We start from the raw sequence: 23,177 nt of genomic DNA, 5'->3' as shown, positions 1-23,177 counted from the left end.
CAAGAAAAATTTGTACCAGTCACGCCTCATAATGTCGTATATCTATTTTATTTCGTATCGACTATATCGTTTTGAACCGTCTCAGTTGTACTGTCTGCATTGGCTGTTTTTAGTGCTTCCAGTTTGGGCGCTAAGATAGGCAAAATATTGTCATTGACGATAATTTTGTAGCCATCTTTAGTCGGATGAATCGCATCTGCTTGATTGAGCTCAGGATCACCGCCGACACCCTCTAAAAAGAACGGAATAAGCGTCAGGTTCATATCTTTAGCAATACGAGGATAAATGGCTGAAAACGAGGCAACGTAGTCACTGCCTAGGTTGTCATAGATCGACATGCCGCCCAAGATGACGACACTGCCATTGTCTTGTAAGTGCTTAACCGCAGTACGAATGTTGGCTTCAATTGTCGCCACATCGATACCACGTATGGCGTCGTTAGCACCGATGGTCAATATCGTAATATCGGGTTTAGTTTGCGATACCCAGTCTAAACGATTGACCAACCCTGTACTGGTTTCACCGCTCAAGCCTGAATTGATAACTTTAGCGTTATCGTAACCCATCGCTTGCAGACGATCTTCTAACTGAGCAGGGTAGTTGTCATTTTTGTCCACCCCAAGACCTTCTGTCAGGGAGTCGCCAAGGGCTAAAATAGTCAGTGAGGACGAATTGACTTGTTGTGCGGCAGCACTAGCACTTGTGGTTTCTTCAACCGCTACAGGCGCATTTATAGTTGCCGTTTCAGTGGTTTGTGGCTCGTTAGTCGTTTCTGTGTCAGGAGATTTTTGACAGCCACTTAGCATCAAGCCTACTGTCAATATACCGATACTCATCTTGTAAATAGTTGTGCTATAAACAGGTCGTTTAAGTAGGTCGAAGTTGTTATTTTTCATCATAGATACATCTCTTAATCAATCGAACCAGTGTAGCAAAATAAGAAGATAATCAATATTAGCTTAAAGTTACGGCAAGTATAGTCAAGGAATTTTAGAAGCGCTACAAGGCGACCGACCGCAGATAGTACACTGAGTACATCTAGGCCGGGTAACACCGTATCGGTTTAAAAGTACTCTGACTATAGATTCATTCTATCTTAAAGTTTCTTGCCATCAACCATCGCTGGGCGACTCACCAGCCAAGCAATCACAACGTTGATAATCATCAAAATGAGCATGATAAATAGCGGCAAATCCCAGCTGCCAGTCGCCTCATGTAGCCAGCCTGTCCCTAGTGGACCAAAAAACGCAATCAAATAACCGACGAATTGCGCCATACCAGACAGCTCACTAGATTGGTTGGTCGTATAAGTACGTAACGAGAACAGCATCATACTCAACGTAAAAATAGCGGAGCAGCCAATGCCCATCAGGCCTGACCACAGCCAAGCGAGTTCAGTAGATAAATAACTAATGCCTAAAATACCAATGACATTTAACACCGCTGCAAACACCGCCAGTGCCTGAATAGGGCGACCACGGTTTACTAGCCATGTTAGGCTCAAGATGGCGATCGGTGCCATAAACTGGAACACCGAAGCCATTTGTCCTGCTTGGACTGCGGATAGCCCTTTACTCACCCAAATAGACGGCAAGAAACTGGCAACGGTGTAAAATAATAGTGATTGCAGCCCCATAAAGACCGCACTCTGCCAAGCAAAAGGGGTGCGCCACATGGATATTTCTGAATACTCGGACGTAGGTAGCACAACCGTTTGATGACTAGACGAGCCTAGACGCAAGCGTAAAAATATCCAAATAACGATGGCAAAAATACCCAATAGCGACCATCCACCCAGTGCCCATTGCCAGCCCACTTGCTCAGATAATGGCAGTACCACTCCTGCGACGATGCCCGCCGTTACTGTCATCGTTAGACTAAATAGTCCTGTTATCAATGGAATATGCTTGGGTGTGCGCTGTTTAATAACAGGAGCCGCCAAAGTATTCGCAAAACCGATAGCCAAGGTCAGCAATAATGTACCAATTAAAAACCCAGACCAAGTCGGGATAACGGTACGGACAATCATCCCTACCGTTAATAATCCAATCATCGCAATGAGCGTATTCTCAAGCCCAAATCGCTTACCAATGGATGGTGCGATCAGTGCGCCCACCGCAAAGCTCAGCATGGGCACTGCCCCTAGCCAACCAATCTGCGTCTCAGAAATATTGAGCGCTTCTTGCACCACTGGCGCAATAGAGCCAAGAGCAACGATCGGTGCACGCATATTGGTGGCGAGCAAAATCATGGCGCATAAGACGAGCCAAAAAGTGAAGCGTGACGAGGGTAGGTTGGATGAAGAGGATAGATTGGATGAGGTAGACATAGCAGCACAACGATGACAATGAAAAAGAACACGTTATAAAACAGCGCCGAAACATCGTCGCTTGTAAAATAACACCAAAGAGCATTTATCCAGACACGTACCTAGACGGCAATCGACAGCATAAATCAGAATGAGAGATCGTTGTATAGTCAGGTCAATATAAAAAAGAGACAGCGTGACTGGTATAAATTTTTCGTAGCCTCTGTCTGCGTAGGCACAGAAAGCAAGAAAAGTTTGTGCCAGTCACGCATCATAATGTCATGTACCCATTTTATTTAGTATCGACTATAGAGCGTAAACCATACGAGTTTTCTAGACTGACTTTGCTAAATCGGCAGGCAGGTTAATAAGTTGTATGTATAGTTGCTTCGAAACTTTATTTGAGACATTGTTTTGAAGCGTTATTTCGAGTTACTACTTTAGAACAGTGATAATAAGGGATGGCGATAATAAAAAATTTCATCGCACAATAAAAATAGCGCCAAGTCGCTTTTAAAGGACTTGACGCTATTATAAGAATAGAGGCGACACAAATACTACCAGCGTATGGTAACAACTATGGCTGTTAGACTGATTTGCCTAATTGAGCCGCTCTGAGCGCATTTTCTTGGTGCTCTGCGATGATTGAGTCGCATTTATTGGGATCATTGCCACAAAACGAGCAATTTTCATCACCCATCAGTTTAGCAACACCGCCGCAAGATCCTCTAAGCGGCTTTTTTTTGACCATATAACCGATGCCCATAAACAGAAAGAACAGGACGAATACGGTAAAGGTAATAGCAAGCATGGGAAGCAATTGGCTAAGCATAGAGGAGACCTCGTTTTAAAAATGGGGCAGTTATCCATAGGGATAACCTATTAACAGTATAGCAAATTTTTACGCCGCTCGTTGATGCTTATGGTGTGCTTTACAGCATCACACTAGGGCGTGTCCTCATTTAAAAAATGAGGACACGCCCTAGAAATTTACGGTTGTTTATCTGCTCGCAAGTTTTTCATTGCCGATGTCTGTACTATTTGCCAATCATCAATACTGTCCAAAGAATCACTGGGTTTGATACCATCAGCTAATATAACAAACAGTGCGGCTAGATTTTGTTCGTTAGCGACTTTCAGTGCCTTTTTATAAGGCATGGCAGTCAGTGCTGTTGCCCATGCATCTGCCAATGCGACCGAGTCTGCAGCAACCGTAACCGAAGGAGCGCCACCCACGATAGGCTCGCCAGTGGTGGGGTCGATCGTGTGACTATAGTGCTTACCATCAAAGACGATTGAGTTGCGATAGTTTCCTGAAGTCGCTAGATGCATTTGAGTGGTAGTGTTTATGGGTTGACGAATGGCGGATATCGTTTGGCGTTCGCTGACGGTGCTGCCTTCAATAGGAGCATCAATCGCAATTTGCCACGGTTGTTGCTGGTTATTCACGCCAGAGGTCGCAATTTCGCCGCCGATCTCAACCATATAGTTACGAATCTGATAATCGTCTCTAAGCACATCAGCGATGACATCGACCCCATAACCCTTGGCAACGGCAGAAAAATCTAGACCAACACCATCTTTGCTTTTATAGATCGATTTGTCTTCTTTTATGATGCTTTCAAAGTCTACCAATGCTTTTGCTTGGGCAATCTCAAGTGCTGTTGGCGGGCTTTGTAGACGCTCGACGGTCATAGTGCTGCCGAATCCCCACGTATCGACCAATGGCATGACAGTAGGATCAAAAGCACCGCCAGATTGTTCATAAACGACACGTGAGACATTGAGCACGCGACTAAAATCAGCGTCGATAATAATAGGGATATCTCTACCCAATTGATTAAACTTGGATATCGTTGAATCACTCTGGTAAGTCGACATACTGTCATTAATCTGCTGCAAACGCTTATCAATCGCTGCTTGTATGTCGGCTTCATCTGCATCATCGGGCAACTGATAGCTAATATGGTAGCTCGTACCCATCGTCTCACCACTCAGATAATTATAGTCTGGTGTTTGCTGGCAGGCACTAATACTTAAAGTGCCGATAAGACCAATGATGCCAAATAGGGCAAGATTCATAGTTTTTTTGGAAGATAAGCTGTATTCGGTATTATTCATAATATTTTCGGTATGGCGCAAAAATGAGTAGGGTGTAAAACAAGCCATGCTTATTTTACACCCCTTAAGCCCAAAAATACCAATGAAGGCACTATTCAATGACAATTCGTTCGGTTGAGCAGCTTATTTTACTTGTGACTCACGGATAAGTTTATAGAGTTTTGGCGGTGAGACCCGATTGACCCTAGTGGCCAGTTTTTCTTGTTTGCCACCAACGATGATGTATTCTTTATTATTACCAAGCGCCTTCACAACCTGTTTAGCAAACTCAGTCGCGCTCAGTCCTTTACTGGTCGCCTCATCCATCGTGCCTTGCGCGCTACCATCTCCTGTGAGCGCGTTAATAGAAACGTTGGTTTGGATAAATCCTGGAAATATCGTCGCAACTTCTATGCCTTGGTCATGCAATTCAGCACGCAAACTGTTTGCCCACATATGCAAGGCTGCTTTGGCTGCCCCATAAGCGCCGCGATATTGCGTACCGAGTAAGCCTGCCACACTTGATATCATCACTACCTTGCCGCCGCCTTGTGCGATCATGTCAGGCAACACAAGTCTTGTTAAACGCGTCTGGGCAAAATAGTCTATCTCCATAATTTGCCGTTCGACATCTTCACTGGTCTCCATAATGAGTGAGCGTTGACTGACACCAGCATTATTAATCAGCCAGTCGATTTTTCCTGTCTGTGCGATAGCAGATTCGTAGGCTTCTTTCGCTTGCTCGGCATCACTAATATCAAAAGGCACGATGATATGTTTTTTGCTGTGCTTGCAGATTTTTTTGACCGCTGCTAATTTTGCCTCATCGCGACCACTCAAAATAATCCGAGCACCGCGTTTGGCAAAATCGATGGCTAAGGCTTCGCCAATACCGCTAGAAGCACCAGTTATCCAAATGGTTAGTTCTTTCACTTTGGTTTTCATAAGAATCCTTTTTATTTTAATAAAATTTTATCTATTATTAGAAAAAAAGTAGTGAATGACAAAAGTTTTTTTCTACTTTGAACTATGTGCTAAAGCAAACCAATTAGTCAATCTAAAGAAAATAAAAAAAGGTGTCTTACGAGACACCTTAAATGATAATTTGGATTGAGTATTGGGAAAAGTATCTTATACTCAAGATAATCTTCTATTAGTATAACGATAACCTTCTGATTCCATGCAAGAACTAAGTAAACTTTTTTCTCTTTCACTCTTTACATTTGCAATCCCAATTTGATAACGGCATTTCTGTATGGCGTTATGTGTATCATGCTGAGATATACCTACTTTTTTCCAAGCTGGTTTAGGAGCACTTGAGCAAGCTGATAGTATTAAAGTAGAAGCTAAAATGCTTGTAAACACACTAGTTTTCATAATAGAACCTTTAATTGAATATATTTACCTAAAATTTAGCTGAGCACCATGTATGAATGATAACCAACAATTATTCAACAGTAACAGAAAGCAACTAAAATTGTAAGGTTTTAGAAACAAAAAAAGAGCCTCAATTGAGACTCTCTTTTATAGTATTAATTTAATCGTGTTTCTCTAACCAGTCGGCTTAACCACCAAAGTCATCAAGCATGATGTTTTCGTCTTCCACACCAAGGCTATGCAACATGTCGATTACTGCCGCGTTCATCATCGGTGGCCCGCACATGTAGTATTCACAGTCTTCTGGATTTGGATGATCTTTTAGATACTCTTCTAGCAAGACGTTATGGATAAAGCCGGTATAGCCATCCCAATTGTCTTCAGGAAGTGGATCAGATAGGGCAACATGCCACTCAAAGTTTGCAAACTCTGCTTCTAGTTGATCATAGTCTTCAACATAGAACATCTCACGAATTGAGCGCGCACCGTACCAAAAGCTAATCTTACGATCAGAGTTCAAACGTTTTAGCTGATCAAAGATGTGCGAGCGCATTGGTGCCATACCTGCACCGCCACCGACGAAAATCATCTCAGTTTCGGTATCTTTGGCAAAGAACTCGCCATAAGGACCTGAAACCGTCACTTTATCGCCAGGCTTTAAGCTAAATGTCCAAGAAGACATCTTACCTGGTGGGATACCGTCAGGACCACGTGGCGGTGGACTAGCGATACGAATATTAAACTTAATCAGGCCTTTTTCTTCTGGGTAGTTGGCCATTGAGTAAGCACGAATAACTGGCTCATCAACTTTTGAGACATAGTTGAAAATGCCGAATTTTTCCCAATCTTCGCGGTACTCTTCTGCAACATCAAAGTCTTTATAGTGCACCTCATGCGGTGGCGCTTCTAGCTGTACATAACCACCAGCGCGGAAGTTAACTTCTTCGCCTTCTGGAATTTTGAGTACCAGCTCTTTAATAAAGGTAGCAACGTTATCGTTAGAGACAACCTCGCATTCCCATTTTTGTACATCAAAGAATTCAGGATCAATCTCAATTTTCATGTCTTGCTTAACAGCTACCTGACAGGCTAAGCGCATGTGATTGCGGATTTCGCCTTGAGTAAAATAGCCTTCTTCAGTCGGCAAGATAGAACCGCCGCCTTCAATAACGCGGCAACGACACTGCGCACAAGTACCACCGCCACCACAGGCTGAAGATAAGAAAATACCTTCGCTCGCCAGTGTTTGCAGCAGTTTACCACCTGCGGGTGTCACGACGTCATTATCGGGATTATCATTGATATGGATGGTAACATCGCCTGAACTGACCAGTCTTGAGCGTGCCGCCAAAATAATGGCGACAAGGCCCATGATGATCAAGGTAAACATAGCAACGCCACCAATCGCCGTAGCGTAATCCATGGTAGGTATCCTTAATCTATGGAGTAGGGGTGCGAAAAGACGTCATTGCGTTTTTCCTGAACCCCTACCGAATAAATGAATTAAATAGGTCAAATCGCTAAATAAGGTTTTAAGCTTAGCGGTCTAAATTGACATACCGCCGAAAGACATAAAGCCAAGTGACATCAGACCAACTGTGATAAAGGTAATACCAAGACCACGCAGCGGTGCTGGAATGTCTGAGTATTTTAGCTTTTCACGGATACCGGCCAATGCGGTAATCGCCAATGCCCAACCGAAGCCTGCGCCTACGCCATATACCATCGATTCGCCAAAGTTATAGTCACGCTCAACCATAAATAGTACACCACCTAAGATGGCACAGTTGACAGTGATGAGCGGTAAGAATACCCCAAGGGCGTTATACAGACTCGGAACGAACTTATCCAAGAACATCTCTAGAATCTGTACGGTCGCAGCAATCAGACCAATATAACTGAGCAAGCCCAAAAAGCTTAAGTCAATATCTGGAAAACCTGCCCATGCCAGCGCACCGTCTTTTAGGATGAACTGAAATAGTAAGTTGTTTAATGGCACAGTGATGGCCATTACGACGACAACTGCAACACCTAAGCCGATAGCGGTTGAAACCTTCTTTGATACTGCCAAGAAAGTACACATACCTAAGAAGTAGGCAAGCGCCATATTCTCAATAAAGACTGAGGTTATAAATAAACTAACATAATGTCCCATTAGTGACCGCCTCCATGTGCCATGCCTTTAGACTGCGGCTTCATTACAAACTCGGCTTCTTCAACCTGCTCTGGTTTCCAAATACGAACAATGGCAATGAATAATCCAATGATAAAGAATGCTGACGGTGGCAACAGTAATAGACCGTTTGGAATATACCAACCGCCATCAGTGACAGGCTGTAGGATAGTGATACCAAACCATGTACCTGAGCCAAGTAGCTCACGGATAGTCGCGACAAACAACAGTACCGCAGAGTAACCAAGACCATTACCAATACCGTCTAAAAAGCTGGGTACGGGTGGGTTGCTCATCGCAAATGCTTCAGCACGGCCCATCACGATACAGTTGGTGATAATCAAACCAACGAAAACTGACAAGCCCTTGCTGACATCATAAGCGACGGCTTTTAGCACCTGATCGACCAAGATAACCAGTGAGGCAATGATGGTCATCTGTACAATAATACGAATACTTGATGGGATTTGCTTACGAATAATAGAGATAAAGAAGCTCGAAAACGCCGTTACCAGTGTCAACGCCACACACATCACCAACGCATTGGCCATGCTGGTCGTCACCGCCAATGCCGAACAGATACCTAAGATCTGTAGGGCAATGGGGTTATTATCAAAGATAGGCGAGGTTAAAATACTTTTAGTGTCAGCCATGTTATGCCTCCTTGCCGTTTGCTACTGGTAGGGTCGCTGCCAGTTCGGTTGTCGGTTGAGCGCTCTTATTGTCTGGTTGTGTCGACTGGCTCGCTTGGGCATCAACGCTATCAAGCGTTTTACCGTTCTGTTCACGTAGCAAATCTAAGTAAGGCTTATAACCTTGCTCACCCAACCAAAACTGAATCATGTTGCTCACACCGCGACTGGTTAGCGTCGCACCGCTGATACCATCAACCCAGTTATCTTTTGGATTGCCCGCTTTGGTTACGCCCGTTGCCACGTCACCGTTTTCGTCATATGAGTGGATACCAGTCCACATCGCGCGCCATTTCGGCTCTTCGATGCGAGCGCCAAGACCTGGGGTTTCTTTATGCTCATAAAAACTGATACCTTTGATGGTATTCATGTCACTTTCGAGCGTTAAGAAACCATAAATCGTACCCCATAGGCCATAGCCTTGAATCGGCAGTACAACCATCTCAGGCTTACCCGCGTCATCGTTTTTGACATAAACTTTGGCGTATTTAGGTTTACGACCAATACTGGCTGGATCGTTATCACCTAGATCATCGCTTAGTGCTTTGTTTTTGGTGGCTTGACTGGCGTCATAAGCATTACGATCAGGGATGCCTGCCGCTTTTAGTGCGGCGTCATCTACATAATTGCCTTTATTCAAATCAATGATTTTTACTTCAAAATCTTTGAATCGCTCAGCAACGTCGTCAGCAGTATCAGATTCAGCATCGTACATATCGGCTGCGACTAAAATGTTTTTGTTGCGGTCTAAGCGCGCATTTTCGACTTGCGCTGGTTTTAGACCCACCGCGACTGCTGAGACCAATACGGAACACACCAAACATAGCGTCAACGCTACGCTGATGGTTTTCGCGTTGTTACTTTTGGGCTTGGACATAGCGAACCCTCCGAGCGGTTTGGCGTTTGATGTTTGCTTGAGTCACAAAATAATCAAACAATGGAGCAAATAAGTTGGCAAATAGAATGGCCAGCATGATGCCTTCTGGGAAAGCTGGGTTGATGACACGAATCAATACCGTCATAAAACCAATCAAAATACCATAAGCCCAGCGGCCTTTATTGGTATGCGCAGCTGAGACAGGATCGGTCGCCATAAAGACTGCACCGAATGCAAAGCCACCAATGACTAGATGCCAGTAAAAAGGCAAGCTCATCATCATATTGTCTTTAGAGCCAATCATATTGAATACAAGAGACGTAGCAATCAAACCGACCACACAACCTGCCATGATGCGCCATGAGGCAATACGCGTCCATAGTAGAACTGCGGCACCCATTAATATTGCTAGCGTCGATACTTCACCGATACTGCCTTGCATGTTGCCTAAGAACGCGTCACTCCAAGTGATTGCATTACCATAGACATCGACGAAATCCTGAGGTACTACACCAAGTGCCGCTAGGCCAAGTGGTGTCGCTCCTGAGAAGCCATCAACCGCTGTCCATACTGAGTCGCCTGACATGTAAGCAGGATACGCAAAGTATAGGAACGCACGACCCGATAGGGCAGGGTTCAAGAAGTTTTTGCCCGTACCACCGAATACTTCTTTTGCCACGACCACACCAAAGATAATACCTAGGGCTACTTGCCATAAAGGAATATCTGGTGGTAGACATAGTGCAAATAGTACCGAGGTCACAAAGAAGCCTTCATTGACTTCATGCCCGCGCACGACGGCAAAGATAATCTCACAGAGAATACCAACACCAAAGGTCACAAGGTAGATTGGCAAAAACTGCATCGCACCATAGACAAAACTTGCCCAGATACTGTCTGGGTTATAGCCTGCCATGCTGGTAATGATGGTACGCCAGCCTTCAGGTTGTAAGCCAAGCTGAGTGATAGCAGTTAGTGCTTGATGACCGATGTTGTACATACCCCAAAACATTGCTGGGAAAGTACATAGCCATACGGTAATCATAATGCGTTTTAGATCAATACCGTCACGCACGTGTGAGGACGCGTATGCCGTTGAGCTTGGTTGACGCAAAAAAGTATCAAACATCTCAAAGATGGCATAGTATTTTTCATGTTTGCCACCTTTGGTGAAAGACGGCTCCATACGATCGAACATATTGTGTAAAAATTTCATCGTGGTTAGCCCTCCAGTTCAATGCGCGTCAAGTTATCACGCAAAATATCACCGAATTCATATTTGCCAGGAGAAACGAAGGTGCATAATGCTAAATCTTCTTCGTCCAATTCAAGTACGCCCAAGTCTACTGCCGTGATAATGTCTTCAACGATTAACGCGCGCAATAGTTGCGTTGGCAGATAGTCTTGTGGCATGACCTCTTCGTAAACCCCGATAGGCACCATCGCTCGCGGTGAGCCGTTACTCGTGGTGGTAAAGTTATACTTTTTGCCACCAAAAAACTGCGAAATATAGATAGGCAGTTTTGAGAAACGGTTTGCACCTGGACTAAAGAAGTGAAATGCTGGACGCTCATGACCTTCAGGTAAAACGCTGATCTGGTCATGGAAACGACCAACATAGGCACTATTCGAGAATGACTGGCGACCCGATAGCACTGAACCTGAAATAATACGGTTCTCGCCATCGATCAGCTGACCTTTCGTCAAGGCTGTGATATCAGCACCACGTTCAGTTGCGATTAGGTGCGGATTTTTGACCGCAGGGCCTGCTAGGCTAAGCATACGACGTGTATATAAGCGACCGGTGGTAAATAATTTACCAATCGCAATCACGTCTTGATAGCCAATCGTCCAGACGCTCACGCCGCGCATGATTGGATGCAAGAAGTGAATGTGTGTGCCAGCCAGACCTGCTGGATGTTTGCCAGCAAAACTATGATATTCAGTGACATTATTAGCCGCGGTTTTCGCAACTGGCGTCAACTGGGCATCACCATGATGGCAGACAAAGGTCTTTGGGCTGAGCGTCGATAGTACCGCAAGTCCGTCATTGAACGCTTGCAGTTGCTCATTAATCAGCAGCATCGGGTCAAACGCTAATGGATTGGTATCCATCGCGGTGACAAAGATGGCATGCGGACGAGCACCGATTTCGGGAGCGCGGCTATAGGGACGCGTACGAAACGCCGTCCATTCGCCAGAGGCGAGCAGTTGGGTTTCAACGGTTTCTGAGTCTAGGTCAGCCAGTTGCTGGGAGTCATAGCGCTGAAAGTCTATTTCCTCACCATTGGGATCGACCGCAATGACAAGACTCTCGAACACACGACGCTCACCGCGTTTGATCGCGATAACTTTACCCGCAGCAGGTGCCGTATAGATAACGCCAACCCGTTTTTTATCTTCAAAAACGGGCTGACCTTTTGCTACGGTGTCACCTTCTTTGACATTCATTGTGGGCTTCATACCCACATAATCATAGCCAACGAGTGCCACATGGGCAGGTCTGTGCTCAGATATCTCGCGGGAGGGTTCACCAGTGATGGGCAAATCCAAACCTTTTTTGATGGTAATCATAAGCGAAAACTTAGTCCATAGTCTAAAACGATACCAGACGTCCTGTTTGGTATATCGGTAGCATGAACATCTGCGTCATTTAATAAAGCCCTCATGTATCTCTTCCCATAGCAAGGCGAAGAAAAAGTGCTCAAATATAACGCTTGATCATAACTACTAGTAAGAGTATTAACGCTGACCTTAGACTCCTTAACAACACGTTAATGTCTTATTCGAATTACCAAAGTGGCGACTGGCTACCAAGGTGTATGGCAAAATCATCCAATCAAAGTCTATTGTCAAAGCTGGTTGCTAAAAGCAATTGCTTTAAAAAAGACAGTTTTGCCATACGATTTATTAAAATCTTAAAATTTGTACATCCAGAGTGATGGGCTTAGAAACAAGAGTGAATCAAATAAATAACCGATGAATGCAAAGTATCATTCAAGCGATATAGTCATTTAGAGCGTAATGGCGCAGATCAACCTATCGCAGATTGTCTGTTTAGAGTTCTAATATCATCCGTTCAACAATATATCAGCCAATTATCTACAAACACATTTGGCTGTTGTTCGATTCATCCTGACCGCCATGCAGCATTGGCTCACTTATGAGTGAATAAAAATGCACAGTACATGGTTGCTATCACTTAGAAACAAATACAAATTTACCTAGGATTATACGCTAAATTGACCTAAAATTGCCAGTTAGTAATTGAATTTACCTAATGTTGCTAGTACCTTCTAGTGCTCAAACTTATGGTTATGGTTGTCGATATTTTTATTTATTCATACTACACGATCATAAAGTTTTTAAGATAATCGTGAGTCGATTTTGAGAGCCAATTTCTATCAGATCATTTGTTGAATGAGGCTTGCTTATCACTGTTTAACTGATTTATTGTTTTACTTTGCCGTTTATTCTTATTTTTTAATATTACGTTTTATAAGGAATGCTATATGTGTGCTGTCCCTGTCATTATCCCCGCTATTGATTTAAAAGATGGTAAATGTGTGCGCTTAAAACAAGGCCGTATGGAAGATGATACGGTGTTTTCAGATGACCCTGTCGCTGTAGCAGCACGTTGGGTAAATGAGGGCGCGCGCCGGTTACATCTGGTCGATTTGAACGGCGCATTTGATGGGGTGCCAGTACATAAGCAAGTCGTCAACGACATCGCCAAAGCTTTTCCGCAGCTGCCTATTCAATTGGGTGGCGGTGTGCGTAATATGAACACTATTGAGCAGTACATCACTGCCGGACTGACTTATATTATTATTGGCACTAAGGCGGTTGAAGATCCTGATTTTGTGACCGAGGCTTGCCGCGAGTTTGCTGGACATATTATCGTAGGTATCGATGCCAAAGACGGCATGGTTGCGACTCATGGCTGGGCGAATGTGACAGACACCAAGGCCACCGAGCTTGCCAAACGCTTTGCCGATGTGGGCGTGTCTTCAATCGTTTATACTGATATTGCCCGTGATGGCATGATGCAGGGTGTCAATGTCGAGCAAACCGTTAATTTGGCGCGCGAAGGTGGCTTGCCAGTGATTGCTTCGGGCGGTGTGACCAATATGCAAGATATCGAATTGCTTAAACCTTATGGTGATTGTATTGAAGGCATTATTACTGGCCGCGCTATCTATGAAGGCACGTTGGACTTAGCGGAAGCACAACGTTATTTAGACAATTAATGGGTTTAAATAGTTAATAATGGGCTATATTCATTTTTAGCCCATTTAGTCGCTCCCATTAAGTTCTTCACGTTTAGATTGAGGACACTCGCTAGTTTTTAATCGTAATATTACCCAGCAAAAACACTGAGCAAAGGATGCTTATGGCCGCTTATCTTGACCGCCTAATGACACGCAAGTTTTTAACGGTATGGGGTCAGTTGCTGTTACTACTAAGCCTCGTTTTTACTTTACCCGCTTATGCTGCTGGTGAAGATATAGCCAGTGTCACGACGGCCTTGGGTATAGAGAGTACGCTAGAAGAAGTGCCTAATCCTGTTGCCACAGAAGGCGAGACCTCTGTAGAAGCCGACTCACAAAGTTTGCCACCTCCTGCCGATCCACCTGTGATTAGTGGCGAGAGTACCAACAATGCTCAAATCGAAACTACACCTACCCCTCTAAAAGACAATGACATTCGTCAACGTATCAACGGTATTTTTTCTGAAATAGAAGGGCTGCAAGCGGTCAGTGTCAGTGTTACTCAAGGCGTTGTGACGTTAGCAGGAGAAACTCCCAACGAAAAAAAGGCGCAACAAGCCATTAATTTGACCAATCGTTTAACGGATGTGGTCACCGTCGAGGACAATATCAATCGAACGCTGGATGTTCAGGATAATGTCACGACGGTTTATCAAGGTCTTAAAGCGCAAGTTAAGAACTTAGTCAAAGCCGTGCCCTTGCTGTTGGTCGGTATTGTTATCTTTGGCTTGGTCACATGGTTTGGTAGTTGGTTCTCGAATCGAAAAAAAATGTGGCAACGGCTCACGCCCAATCCTTTCGTCGCTGAGCTGTTGGCACAAACCGTCAAAGTAATCTTTATCATTTTTGGTTTAATTTTGGCGCTGAGCTTGATAGGGGCAGAGACGATCTTAGGCACGTTACTTGGCGGTGCTGGAGTCATCGGTATCGCGGTTGGTTTTGCAGTCAAAGATACCATTGAAAACTACATCGCCTCTTTGATGCTGAGTATTCGTCAGCCGTTTCGCGCTCGTGATCAGATTGTCATCAACGGGCAAGAAGGCATTGTGGTGCGTTTGACGTCACGTGCGACGATTTTGATGACTTTAGATGGCAATCAGCTACGTATCCCAAATGCCGAAGTCTTTAAAGGCACTATTCTAAATTACACCAAAAACCCTGAACGGCGCTTTACCTTTGAGTTGGGTGTCGATGCCAATGACGACCCACTTGCGGCCATTAAAGTTGGTATCGATGCGATATGTCAGCTGGATTTTGTCTTAGATGAACCCAAAGCCATTGCGGTCATTACCAATGTTGGCGACTCCAATATTATTCTAGAGTTTCAGATCTGGGTGGATCAATCAGAAACCGATTTTGCCAAAGCACGTAGTATCGCCATACGCGAAACCAAGCACGCCTTAGAAAACGAAGGATTTAGTCTCCCTGAACCCATCTATCGTCTACGCTTTAATGATGAGTTAGAAAAAGCCTTGGAGCATCTGCAAGGCAATAACCGCTCTAACCAAGCTAATGGGACTAATGCTGATATGACGATTACACCGACGACACCAGAATCTATAGATATCAATAAAGTCGATAATAGAAGTGCTGATGACAAAGACAAAAAACAAGCCAAAGCCCGTGCTAAATATATTTTGCAAGGACGTAATGCTAAAGAGGTGTTGAGCGCCCGTCCTGACGAAAAGTTAATGGAAAAAGTCGAACAAGAAATTGCTGAAAATTCAGATGAGACCGATTTGTTGAGTAATAATAGTCCGCAAGAGTAAATATCTAAGCAACCTCAAAACTAGGCATAAAAAATGCAGTGAAACGTATAAGACAGTTATCATATAAAATATACGAGACATTTTTATGCAAATGAAGCATCTGATTATATTCGCCCTAGCTGGTATTGTTCTCTTAATTGGTTTTAACATGTTTAATAGCAATCGCCACGAGAGTCGGATAGCGGCGGCGACCAGTAGCACCACATCGCCGGCTACTGCTATCAGCTCTGAAGATACCGTGAACACCAACACCAACACCAACACCAACACCGATATCGCAAGCCAGCCTCTTGGTAAGCAGCCTAAAGCCATTCTCGATAATGCCACTGCCCAAATAGAGCAAGCCGAGCAGGTCAATCAAGAGCGCGTAGAGCAGATGAGCGACGCGCAGTAGTTGACCAGTTATCACTTATTCATCGCGCACAAAAAAAAGGCTAAAGATAAACTTTAGCCTTTTTTATTACGTTCAGTTCTTATTGAGAGTTAGCTTTTTTTGCTTGCGCCTTTATTGTTTCGGCTACTGCTTTTTCTAGCGGGGCTCTTCTTTGGCTGATCTTTTTTCGTTTGATTCATCTCGCTAGATTGCAGCTTCGCTTTAAGATCAAAGTCGATTTGTAGCAGATCCATATTGACCCCAGCCACTTTTACTTTGACCAAATCGCCCAAGCCAAATAACGTACCTTTATCTTTACCAATGAGTTGCTGTTGCTGCTCATCATAGACAAAGAAGTCATCACCGACATTAGAGATATGAACCAAGCCATCGATATATAGGTCAGTTAAGGTCACAAATAGACCGAAGCTAGTAACCGTCGTTACCACACCGTCGAACTCTTCACCGACGTGATCTTTCATATAGTGACACTTGAGCCAAGACTCTACGTAGCGCGATGCTTTCTCAGCACGGCGTTCAGTATCTGACGTCTGCGTACCAGCACCTTCTAAAGAGAAGTCCATTACTGGCTGCTGACTTTTAGTCACTTTTGCTTTAATCGCGCGATGCAGCATGAGGTCAGGATAACGGCGAATCGGCGAGGTAAAGTGGCTATACTCGTCATAAGCCAAACCAAAGTGACCAATATTGTCAGGCGAATAATTCGCTTGCATCATTGAGCGCAATAGCATGCTATGGATACTAATCGCATCAGGTCTCTCTTTGGTGGCTTCGATAATCCGCTGATAATCCGCTTGCGTTGGGTTTTCTTCTGGGAAGCTTAAACCAAAGTTTTTCGCATATTCATGGACACGTAACGATTTTTCGCCATCAGGTTTATCATGGTTACGATATAAGACCGGTAGCTCATTTTTTAGCGCAAAATTGGCAGCACAGGTATTGGCGAGCAGCATACATTCTTCAATAAGCTTATGTGCATCACCACGAGTACGCGGCAAGATGGCTGCGATACCACCTTTTTCATTGAACTTGATATAAGTTTCAACCGTTTCAAACTCCATTGCATGACGCTCTTCACGCTTTTGCAGTAGTAGCTCATACAATTGATGCAGGGTATCGACAGATTTTTTGACTGCTTTATTGCCTGTTAATGAATCAGGGATACTAGGATCTTTTGGATTCTCAAGATAGGCATTCACTTGGTTATAAGTCAAGCGTGCTTGTGAATGAATCACTCCAGGATAAAAATCATAACCGGTGACCTTGCCTGCACGAGATATCTTGATATCAGCAACCATACACAAACGATCAAGGTCTGGGTTCAATGAGCATAGACCGTTAGACAATACTTCAGGAAGCATCGGGATCACACGATGTGGGAAATATACTGACGTCCCACGCTCGTAAGCATCTTGATCAAGCGGCGAGTTTGGGGTGACGTAATGACTCACATCAGCAATCGCTACCAAGACACGGTAGTTACCACCAGAGCGCTTTTCAGCGAATACCGCATCATCAAAGTCACGCGCATCTTCACCATCGATGGTAATGAGAGGTAAATCACGCAAGTCTGTACGACCTTTTATATCTTTTTCAGTCGGCTCTTTATAGTCGTTGGCCTGTTTAAGCGTCGCTTCACTAAAATCAGACGGAATGTCGTAGTTGAGCAGGGTAGTCTCGATGATTAATTCACGATCGTTATCATCAGATAAGACTTCAGTGATTTTACCTGTAGCAAACTCATGCTGATTTGGCCAGTCGATAATATCTACTTTGACTGGTGCGCCTTGCTTAACTTCGAGAGCTTGCACATTTTCTTCAGTCACTGTAATCGGCTGATGGTTATTGGGACTGCCAAGCTCGACACAGTAGCCATCTTCATCACGCGCAAGCGTACCGATGAAATTATTTTGACGACGTTCGACGACATCGACGATACGCCCTTCGGTACGACCACGGTTATCCGTTGAGGTACCAACCGCTTCAACGGTATCGCCATTAAAGACCCAGCGCATTTGCTTTTCATGCAAGAATAGGTCTGGCATGTCGCTTAGTAACACGAAACCAAAACCTTTTGGATGCGCGGATACTGTACCCGTTACGATATCTTGCTTGGTCACTGTGCGGTAGCGATAAGGACGACCTTCGCGGTTTACTTGTCCATCGCGTGCCATTGCTTTTAGACGATTGCCTAAAGCGTCAAACTGATCAGGATCATCAATATTAAAGGCTTTTGCCAATTGTTGATGCGTGACTTCGCCATGCTCATTAATCGTGCCGAGTATCAGCTCACGACTAGGAATGGGATTGTCATATTTTTTTGCCTCACTTGAGGCGTTTGGATCGTTCCAACTCATAAATTACCGTATCTATTTTTAAAATTATTAATAATGGCTATCTTAACACGAACGACATGGCAATATCTTGCGTCAATTGTCTTAAGTGTATTCGGTAGCAGGAAGTTGTCATCTTTAATCGGCAACAACTATCAAAAAATCAAATGTCGATATCGACTGTACCTGATTTATTGGTTATTTTTTTACTGTCTATCTCTTTCGATACTTCTAATACTGTCGTTTGATTAGACTTATCCAAATATTTTTGTGCTTTATCGACTTCAGTGGTCAAGGTATTGACCGTCTGCTTCATATTTTCTAGCGCTTCAATTTTGTAATTACTGATCATATCCATCGTATCATAGACATTATTAAAGGCATTTTGTAGTTTATCAAGCTCAATAGTGCTACTGGTTGCTTGCTCATGAATTTCACCAGACTGGCGTTTGAGCATGGCTGAGGTTGACTCAATTAAGCTGCTTGTCGTTTTGTTTAAAGCAGTAATTTGATCAAGTACTAGTTTTTGATTGGTCATCGCTTGTGCAACGACGACAGCCGTCCGTAGCGCAGATACGGTGGTTGTGGTTGCCCGATCTACACCTTTAATCAACTCTAGATTGTTTCTACGAATGGTATCAAGCGCCAGATAACCTTGGACATTAACCGCCAACTGGGTTAAAAAGTCCGTATTTTTTTGACGGACATAAAACAGCATTTCTTCTTTAATAATACGAGCTTTTTCAGGATCAGTTGCCTCTATGGCATATACTTTTTGCTCTAATTGCTCATCGATTTTTTTGCCGACGTAGACATACTGGCGAATAGATTGCATCAATTCCCACATATTGACTTTTTCTTGCTCAATCATTGCATTGTCTTTGAGCAGTTCATCTTTACCATTATAGAGGCTGGTAACAACCGCATTGATATGCGATTGCGCCGATTCATATTGGCGGAAGTAATCTTGTACTTTATTGCCAAATGGAATGAGACCAAACAGCTTGCGCGAGCTGGTCAGCTCTTTTTTGCTCGGATCCAAATCTTCGACGATACCGCGTAACTCAGTCAATGATTTTGCAATAGGGGAGTTATCGAACAAGCTGTCATTGAGGCTTTTCGCAGGCAACGCTAACATACGATTGGATATTTGTGCTGATTCGCGGATTTCTTTATTGCCTAAATTATGAATAGATTGCACGTTTTGTTGAAACTCAGCGCTACGTACAGAGTTATTCAGTACATGATCAACGAACGCATCGACCTTGGCATCAAGTTCTGGGATTTGGTTTTCATCCAACTTGACCATCTGATCAGCTTCACTTTTTTGTATTTCTTTGACCGGTTCAGGTGGTGTTAGAGAGATACTTGGCGTAGAGGCGTTTTCGGGTGGGGTCAATTCTTGCATGAAGTTTCCTATAATATCTGAGAGAGGCAGTGTTTTTTGCCAACAACGTTAATAGTCGTGGTACACGGTATCTTTATACATTTAATAATTTTTATTTGCACAAGGTTTCTTGCATAGGAAGAAATGGATATACAACAGACCTTTAGACTACCTTGTAATTAAAAGACTGAGAAGACAGATTTTGTAAATCACGGTCAGTTTAATATATCTATGAAACCATCTATGACACTATTATTTGTAAGGTTAAATAATAAAAAACCACCAATATCCCGCAGCATATTGATGGTTAAGATTATAAATATCTACGTCGACTTACAACTATGTCAACTCACAGCCACCACTAACAGTCATCTAACGAATAGATTACTTTTTCTTAGTTGGTCCAAGCAGCATACCCATTTGACGACCTTCCATCTTAGGGTACTGCTCGACGTTTGAGATATCAGCGGTATCTTCAATGATACGATCAAGTTGTTTGCGACCAATATCTTGGTGCGCCATTTCACGTCCGCGGAAACGGATGCTAATTTTAACTTTGTCTTGATCTTCCAAAAAGCTAACGATTTTTCTCAGTTTAACCTGATAATCGGCCTCTTCGGTACTTGGACGTAGCTTCATCTCTTTGAGCTGAGTCTGCTTCTGGTTTTTCTTGGCTTCTTTTGCCTTTTGCTTTTGATCATAGAGGAAATGCTTATAATCCATGATTTTACATACTGGCGGCTTAGCTTCAGGAACCAATTCAACCAAATCTAGACTGTCTTCACGTGCCGCTTTCATCGCGGTGTCGATATCGACCACGCCCATTTGTTCACCGTCTTCTTTGACCAGACGGACTTCTTTGGCACTGATATCTTCGTTGATGTTCAAACGGTTGGACTGTTTAATAGGTATTACTCCTCATCTGTTTTTGGGTTCTGTCGGCCTTTCTCAGCGACAGCTGTCTGTACTAATGCAATAAATTCAGGAACGCTCATCACGCCAAGGTTTTCACCTTCGCGAGTACGGACATTAACACTGCCCGATTCGACTTCTTTATCCCCTAATACTAGCATATAGGGAATACGTTCTAATGTTTTCTCTCGTATCTTAAATCCAATCTTTTCGTTACGCAAGTCACTAATAGCGCGCAAACCTGCATTTTTTAGCTCGCTGACCACATTTTCGCAGGCATCAGCTTGTTTATCTGTGATATTCATGACCACAACTTGCTGTGGTGCCAACCATACTGGCATCCAACCAGCATAATTCTCAATCAAGATACCGATAAAACGCTCGAACGAACCCAAGATTGCACGGTGTAGCATAATAGGTACTTCGCGCTCATTTTGCTCGTTAACGAATTCCGCATCGAGGCGCTCTGGCATATTCGGATCAACCTGAATGGTACCGCACTGCCACACGCGACCTAAGGAATCCTTGAGACTGAATTCAATCTTCGGACCATAAAACGCGCCTTCACCTGGCAGATAATCCCAATCAAGCCCTGAATTATCAAGTGCATCGGCCAAAGCTTTTTCTGCAAAGTCCCAAGACTCATCGCTACCGACGCGTTTTTCAGGACGTGTCGAGAGTTTCATAATAATGTTATCGAAGCCGAAATCTTCATAGACAGCAAGTGTTAGCTTAATGAAATCAGCGACTTCTTGCTGAATCTGCGCTTGCGTACAGAAGATATGCGCGTCATCTTGGGTAAAACCACGAACACGCATCAAACCATGCAATGAGCCTGATGGCTCGTTGCGGTGACATGAGCCAAACTCTGCCATACGTAAAGGCAAGTCACGGTAAGACTTCAGACCTTGGTTAAAGACTTGTACGTGGCAAGGGCAATTCATCGGTTTTACGGCATAATCACGGTTTTCACTCGAGGTTGTAAACATGTTGGTTGCATAGTTGCCCCAATGTCCAGAACGCTCCCACAAGCTACGATCAACAATTTGTGGCGTTTTGATTTCTTCGTAGCCATTATCATATTGTACTTTGCGCATATATTGCTCAAGTACTTGATAGATCGTCCAGCCATTGGCATGCCAGAACACCATGCCGGGTGCTTGCTCTTGCATATGAAACAAATTAAGCGCTTTACCAATCTTACGATGGTCGCGTTTTTCAGCTTCTTCAATACGCTGGATATACGCTTTTAGATCTTTCTTATCCGCCCATGCTGTACCATAGATACGTTGCAGCTGCTCATTCTTAGCATCGCCGCGCCAATAAGCACCAGACATTTTCGTCAATTTAAATACTTTCAAGAATCGCGTGTTTGGCACATGCGGGCCACGGCACATATCGACGTATTCTTGATGATGATATAGACCGAAAGCTTCTTCACCGGGCATATCATTAATCAGCTTGAGCTTATAATCTTCGCCGCGCTCTTCAAAAATTTTAATCACTTCAGCACGTGGCGTTATCTTCTTTATGACGTCATAGTCCTGCTTTATCAACTGCACCATACGTTTTTCTATGGCTTCCATATTCTCAGGTGTGAATGGCGTCTCACTATAAATGTCATAGTAAAAACCATCCTCAATCACCGGACCGATGACCATTTTTACATCAGGATAGAGCTGCTTGACTGCGTGCCCTAATAGATGGGCCGCTGAGTGACGAATGATATCGACACCATCAGCATCTTTTGGGGTAACGATTTCCACCTTGGCATCACGGGTGATTGGATCAGAGGCATCAACCAACTGACCATCTACACGTCCCGCAACCGTCGCTTTGGCAAGTCCTGCACCAATACTTTGCGCCACTTCCATGACAGTCGTGTTGCCTTCAAACTGTTTTACGCTACCATCGGGTAAAGTAATCGCTACCATAATCTATTCACCTTTTTGCGTCCGTTGGCAGTGATGATTGCAACAATCAATCATGTAACCGTAAGACTGCGTCAATTATATCCAACCACTGTGATATGTTGTAAGAGATAGGCATTACTTAAAAGCGCAGACATATAATCGCGTCACGATAATAGAAAACAAGCTGCCTTCTATATTAAGGTTAAGCAGAACTGCTCTTAAGCAATGTTATAAAAGCGGCTATTATAGCAAAAACCGTCTATAAACACTAGATAGCAAGGGATTAGGTCAGCTTCTATATATAGGTGCGCTATGATCAATATCAAGAGTGATGAATATAGGCGTGATCCGTAGCTACAGATGAACTGTATATTTCATAGCGTAATAAAATGATTCACAGTTTTTGAGGGGCAGACTGAGCTTATTTATAAGTAGGCTGAGCTTATCTATAATAGATAGGAGCTAAACGCCAAAGACTATGTTTAGAATCTAACTTCAACTTTTAATAATTTGTAGCTAAATAATTGAAATATATAAAGTATTATAAGTATCGCAAAATTAATTTAAAAACCTTCAGTAAAATGGTTGACACAGGATTTAAAGCGTCTATAATACGCCCTCATCAAGACGAGCTGGAAGTAACTAGTGTGTAGATTACACATTAATAACCC

At 43.6% G+C, this 23,177-nt stretch carries 19 protein-coding genes; 3 read left to right on the top strand and 16 right to left on the bottom strand.

The features are described 5' to 3' along the window. Positions 1-47: 47 nt before the first annotated feature. The 12 genes from IOD06_RS08000 to IOD06_RS07945 form a co-directional block, all read right to left on the bottom strand. Positions 48-896 (bottom strand): arylesterase, encoded by an 849-nt coding sequence (locus tag IOD06_RS08000; protein ID WP_194620847.1) that lies wholly within the window; start codon positions 894-896, stop codon positions 48-50. Between the two features lie 200 nt (positions 897-1,096). Beyond that, positions 1,097-2,329 carry a CynX/NimT family MFS transporter gene (locus tag IOD06_RS07995; RefSeq protein WP_194620460.1) on the bottom strand — a complete coding sequence of 411 codons (1,233 nt, stop codon included), beginning with the start codon at positions 2,327-2,329 and terminating at the stop codon, positions 1,097-1,099. A 565-nt stretch (positions 2,330-2,894) separates the two neighbouring features. Then, positions 2,895-3,140 carry a (Na+)-NQR maturation NqrM gene (gene nqrM, locus IOD06_RS07990; RefSeq protein WP_010197291.1) on the bottom strand — a complete coding sequence of 82 codons (246 nt, stop codon included), beginning with the start codon at positions 3,138-3,140 and terminating at the stop codon, positions 2,895-2,897. Positions 3,141-3,298: 158 nt separating this feature from the next. Beyond that, complete coding sequence (locus IOD06_RS07985; RefSeq protein WP_194620458.1) at positions 3,299-4,429, bottom strand: FAD:protein FMN transferase; 1,131 nt, start codon at positions 4,427-4,429, stop codon at positions 3,299-3,301. Between the two features lie 123 nt (positions 4,430-4,552). Next, entirely contained in the window at positions 4,553-5,353 is an 801-nt protein-coding gene (locus IOD06_RS07980; RefSeq protein WP_194620456.1) for an SDR family NAD(P)-dependent oxidoreductase, read from the bottom strand. A 192-nt stretch (positions 5,354-5,545) separates the two neighbouring features. Continuing rightward, positions 5,546-5,785 carry a hypothetical protein gene (locus tag IOD06_RS07975; protein WP_194620454.1) on the bottom strand — a complete coding sequence of 80 codons (240 nt, stop codon included), beginning with the start codon at positions 5,783-5,785 and terminating at the stop codon, positions 5,546-5,548. Positions 5,786-5,972: 187 nt separating this feature from the next. Next, positions 5,973-7,208, bottom strand: a complete 1,236-nt coding sequence (gene nqrF / locus IOD06_RS07970) for an NADH:ubiquinone reductase (Na(+)-transporting) subunit F (protein ID WP_010197298.1) — start codon at positions 7,206-7,208, stop codon at positions 5,973-5,975. Between the two features lie 123 nt (positions 7,209-7,331). Next, on the bottom strand, positions 7,332-7,940 hold the full coding sequence (gene nqrE, locus IOD06_RS07965; RefSeq protein WP_010197300.1) for an NADH:ubiquinone reductase (Na(+)-transporting) subunit E: 609 nt from the start codon (positions 7,938-7,940) through the stop codon (positions 7,332-7,334). Further along, complete coding sequence (locus IOD06_RS07960; protein ID WP_010197301.1) at positions 7,940-8,611, bottom strand: NADH:ubiquinone reductase (Na(+)-transporting) subunit D; 672 nt, start codon at positions 8,609-8,611, stop codon at positions 7,940-7,942. Before IOD06_RS07960 ends, nqrE begins: the two co-directional genes overlap by 1 nt. A gap of 1 nt (position 8,612) precedes the next feature. Further along, positions 8,613-9,527 carry a Na(+)-translocating NADH-quinone reductase subunit C gene (locus IOD06_RS07955; protein ID WP_010197302.1) on the bottom strand — a complete coding sequence of 305 codons (915 nt, stop codon included), beginning with the start codon at positions 9,525-9,527 and terminating at the stop codon, positions 8,613-8,615. Next, the gene (locus tag IOD06_RS07950) at positions 9,508-10,743 is read right to left on the bottom strand and encodes an NADH:ubiquinone reductase (Na(+)-transporting) subunit B (RefSeq protein ID WP_010197303.1); all 1,236 of its coding nucleotides are present in this window, start codon (positions 10,741-10,743) and stop codon (positions 9,508-9,510) included. Before IOD06_RS07950 ends, IOD06_RS07955 begins: the two co-directional genes overlap by 20 nt. 5 nt (positions 10,744-10,748) lie before the next feature. Further along, the gene (locus tag IOD06_RS07945) at positions 10,749-12,101 is read right to left on the bottom strand and encodes a Na(+)-translocating NADH-quinone reductase subunit A (protein ID WP_010197304.1); all 1,353 of its coding nucleotides are present in this window, start codon (positions 12,099-12,101) and stop codon (positions 10,749-10,751) included. 938 nt (positions 12,102-13,039) lie between these two features. On the opposite strand from IOD06_RS07945, the gene hisA reads away from it, so the two are divergent. The 3 genes from hisA (at position 13,040) to IOD06_RS07930 (ending at position 15,961) form a co-directional block, all read left to right on the top strand. Beyond that, a complete protein-coding gene (hisA, locus tag IOD06_RS07940) occupies positions 13,040-13,777 on the top strand; it encodes a 1-(5-phosphoribosyl)-5-[(5-phosphoribosylamino)methylideneamino]imidazole-4-carboxamide isomerase (protein ID WP_194620452.1) in 738 nt (245 codons plus the stop codon). 143 nt (positions 13,778-13,920) lie between these two features. Next, positions 13,921-15,567: a mechanosensitive ion channel family protein gene (locus IOD06_RS07935; protein WP_194620450.1), complete on the top strand. Its 1,647-nt coding sequence runs from the start codon at positions 13,921-13,923 to the stop codon at positions 15,565-15,567. Positions 15,568-15,652: 85 nt separating this feature from the next. Beyond that, the gene (locus tag IOD06_RS07930) at positions 15,653-15,961 is read left to right on the top strand and encodes a hypothetical protein (protein WP_194620448.1); all 309 of its coding nucleotides are present in this window, start codon (positions 15,653-15,655) and stop codon (positions 15,959-15,961) included. An 89-nt stretch (positions 15,962-16,050) separates the two neighbouring features. Here IOD06_RS07930 and rnr read toward each other — a convergent pair whose 3' ends face one another. The 4 genes from rnr to thrS form a co-directional block, all read right to left on the bottom strand. Further along, entirely contained in the window at positions 16,051-18,318 is a 2,268-nt protein-coding gene (rnr, locus tag IOD06_RS07925) for a ribonuclease R (protein WP_194620446.1), read from the bottom strand. A gap of 139 nt (positions 18,319-18,457) precedes the next feature. Next, entirely contained in the window at positions 18,458-19,702 is a 1,245-nt protein-coding gene (locus IOD06_RS07920; RefSeq protein WP_010197321.1) for a toxic anion resistance protein, read from the bottom strand. A gap of 363 nt (positions 19,703-20,065) precedes the next feature. Then, positions 20,066-20,569, bottom strand: coding sequence for a translation initiation factor IF-3 (gene infC / locus IOD06_RS07915; RefSeq protein WP_010197324.1), 504 nt, complete (start codon positions 20,567-20,569; stop codon positions 20,066-20,068). Between the two features lie 23 nt (positions 20,570-20,592). Continuing rightward, a complete protein-coding gene (gene thrS / locus IOD06_RS07910) occupies positions 20,593-22,527 on the bottom strand; it encodes a threonine--tRNA ligase (protein ID WP_194620444.1) in 1,935 nt (644 codons plus the stop codon). Between the last annotated feature and the right edge of the window lie 650 nt (positions 22,528-23,177).

It is taken from the genome of Psychrobacter sp. N25K4-3-2, from assembly GCF_015351755.1.
In the GTDB taxonomy this organism is placed as follows: Bacteria; Pseudomonadota; Gammaproteobacteria; order Pseudomonadales; family Moraxellaceae; genus Psychrobacter; species Psychrobacter glaciei.
This window is presented reverse-complemented; position numbering and strand designations above follow the sequence as displayed.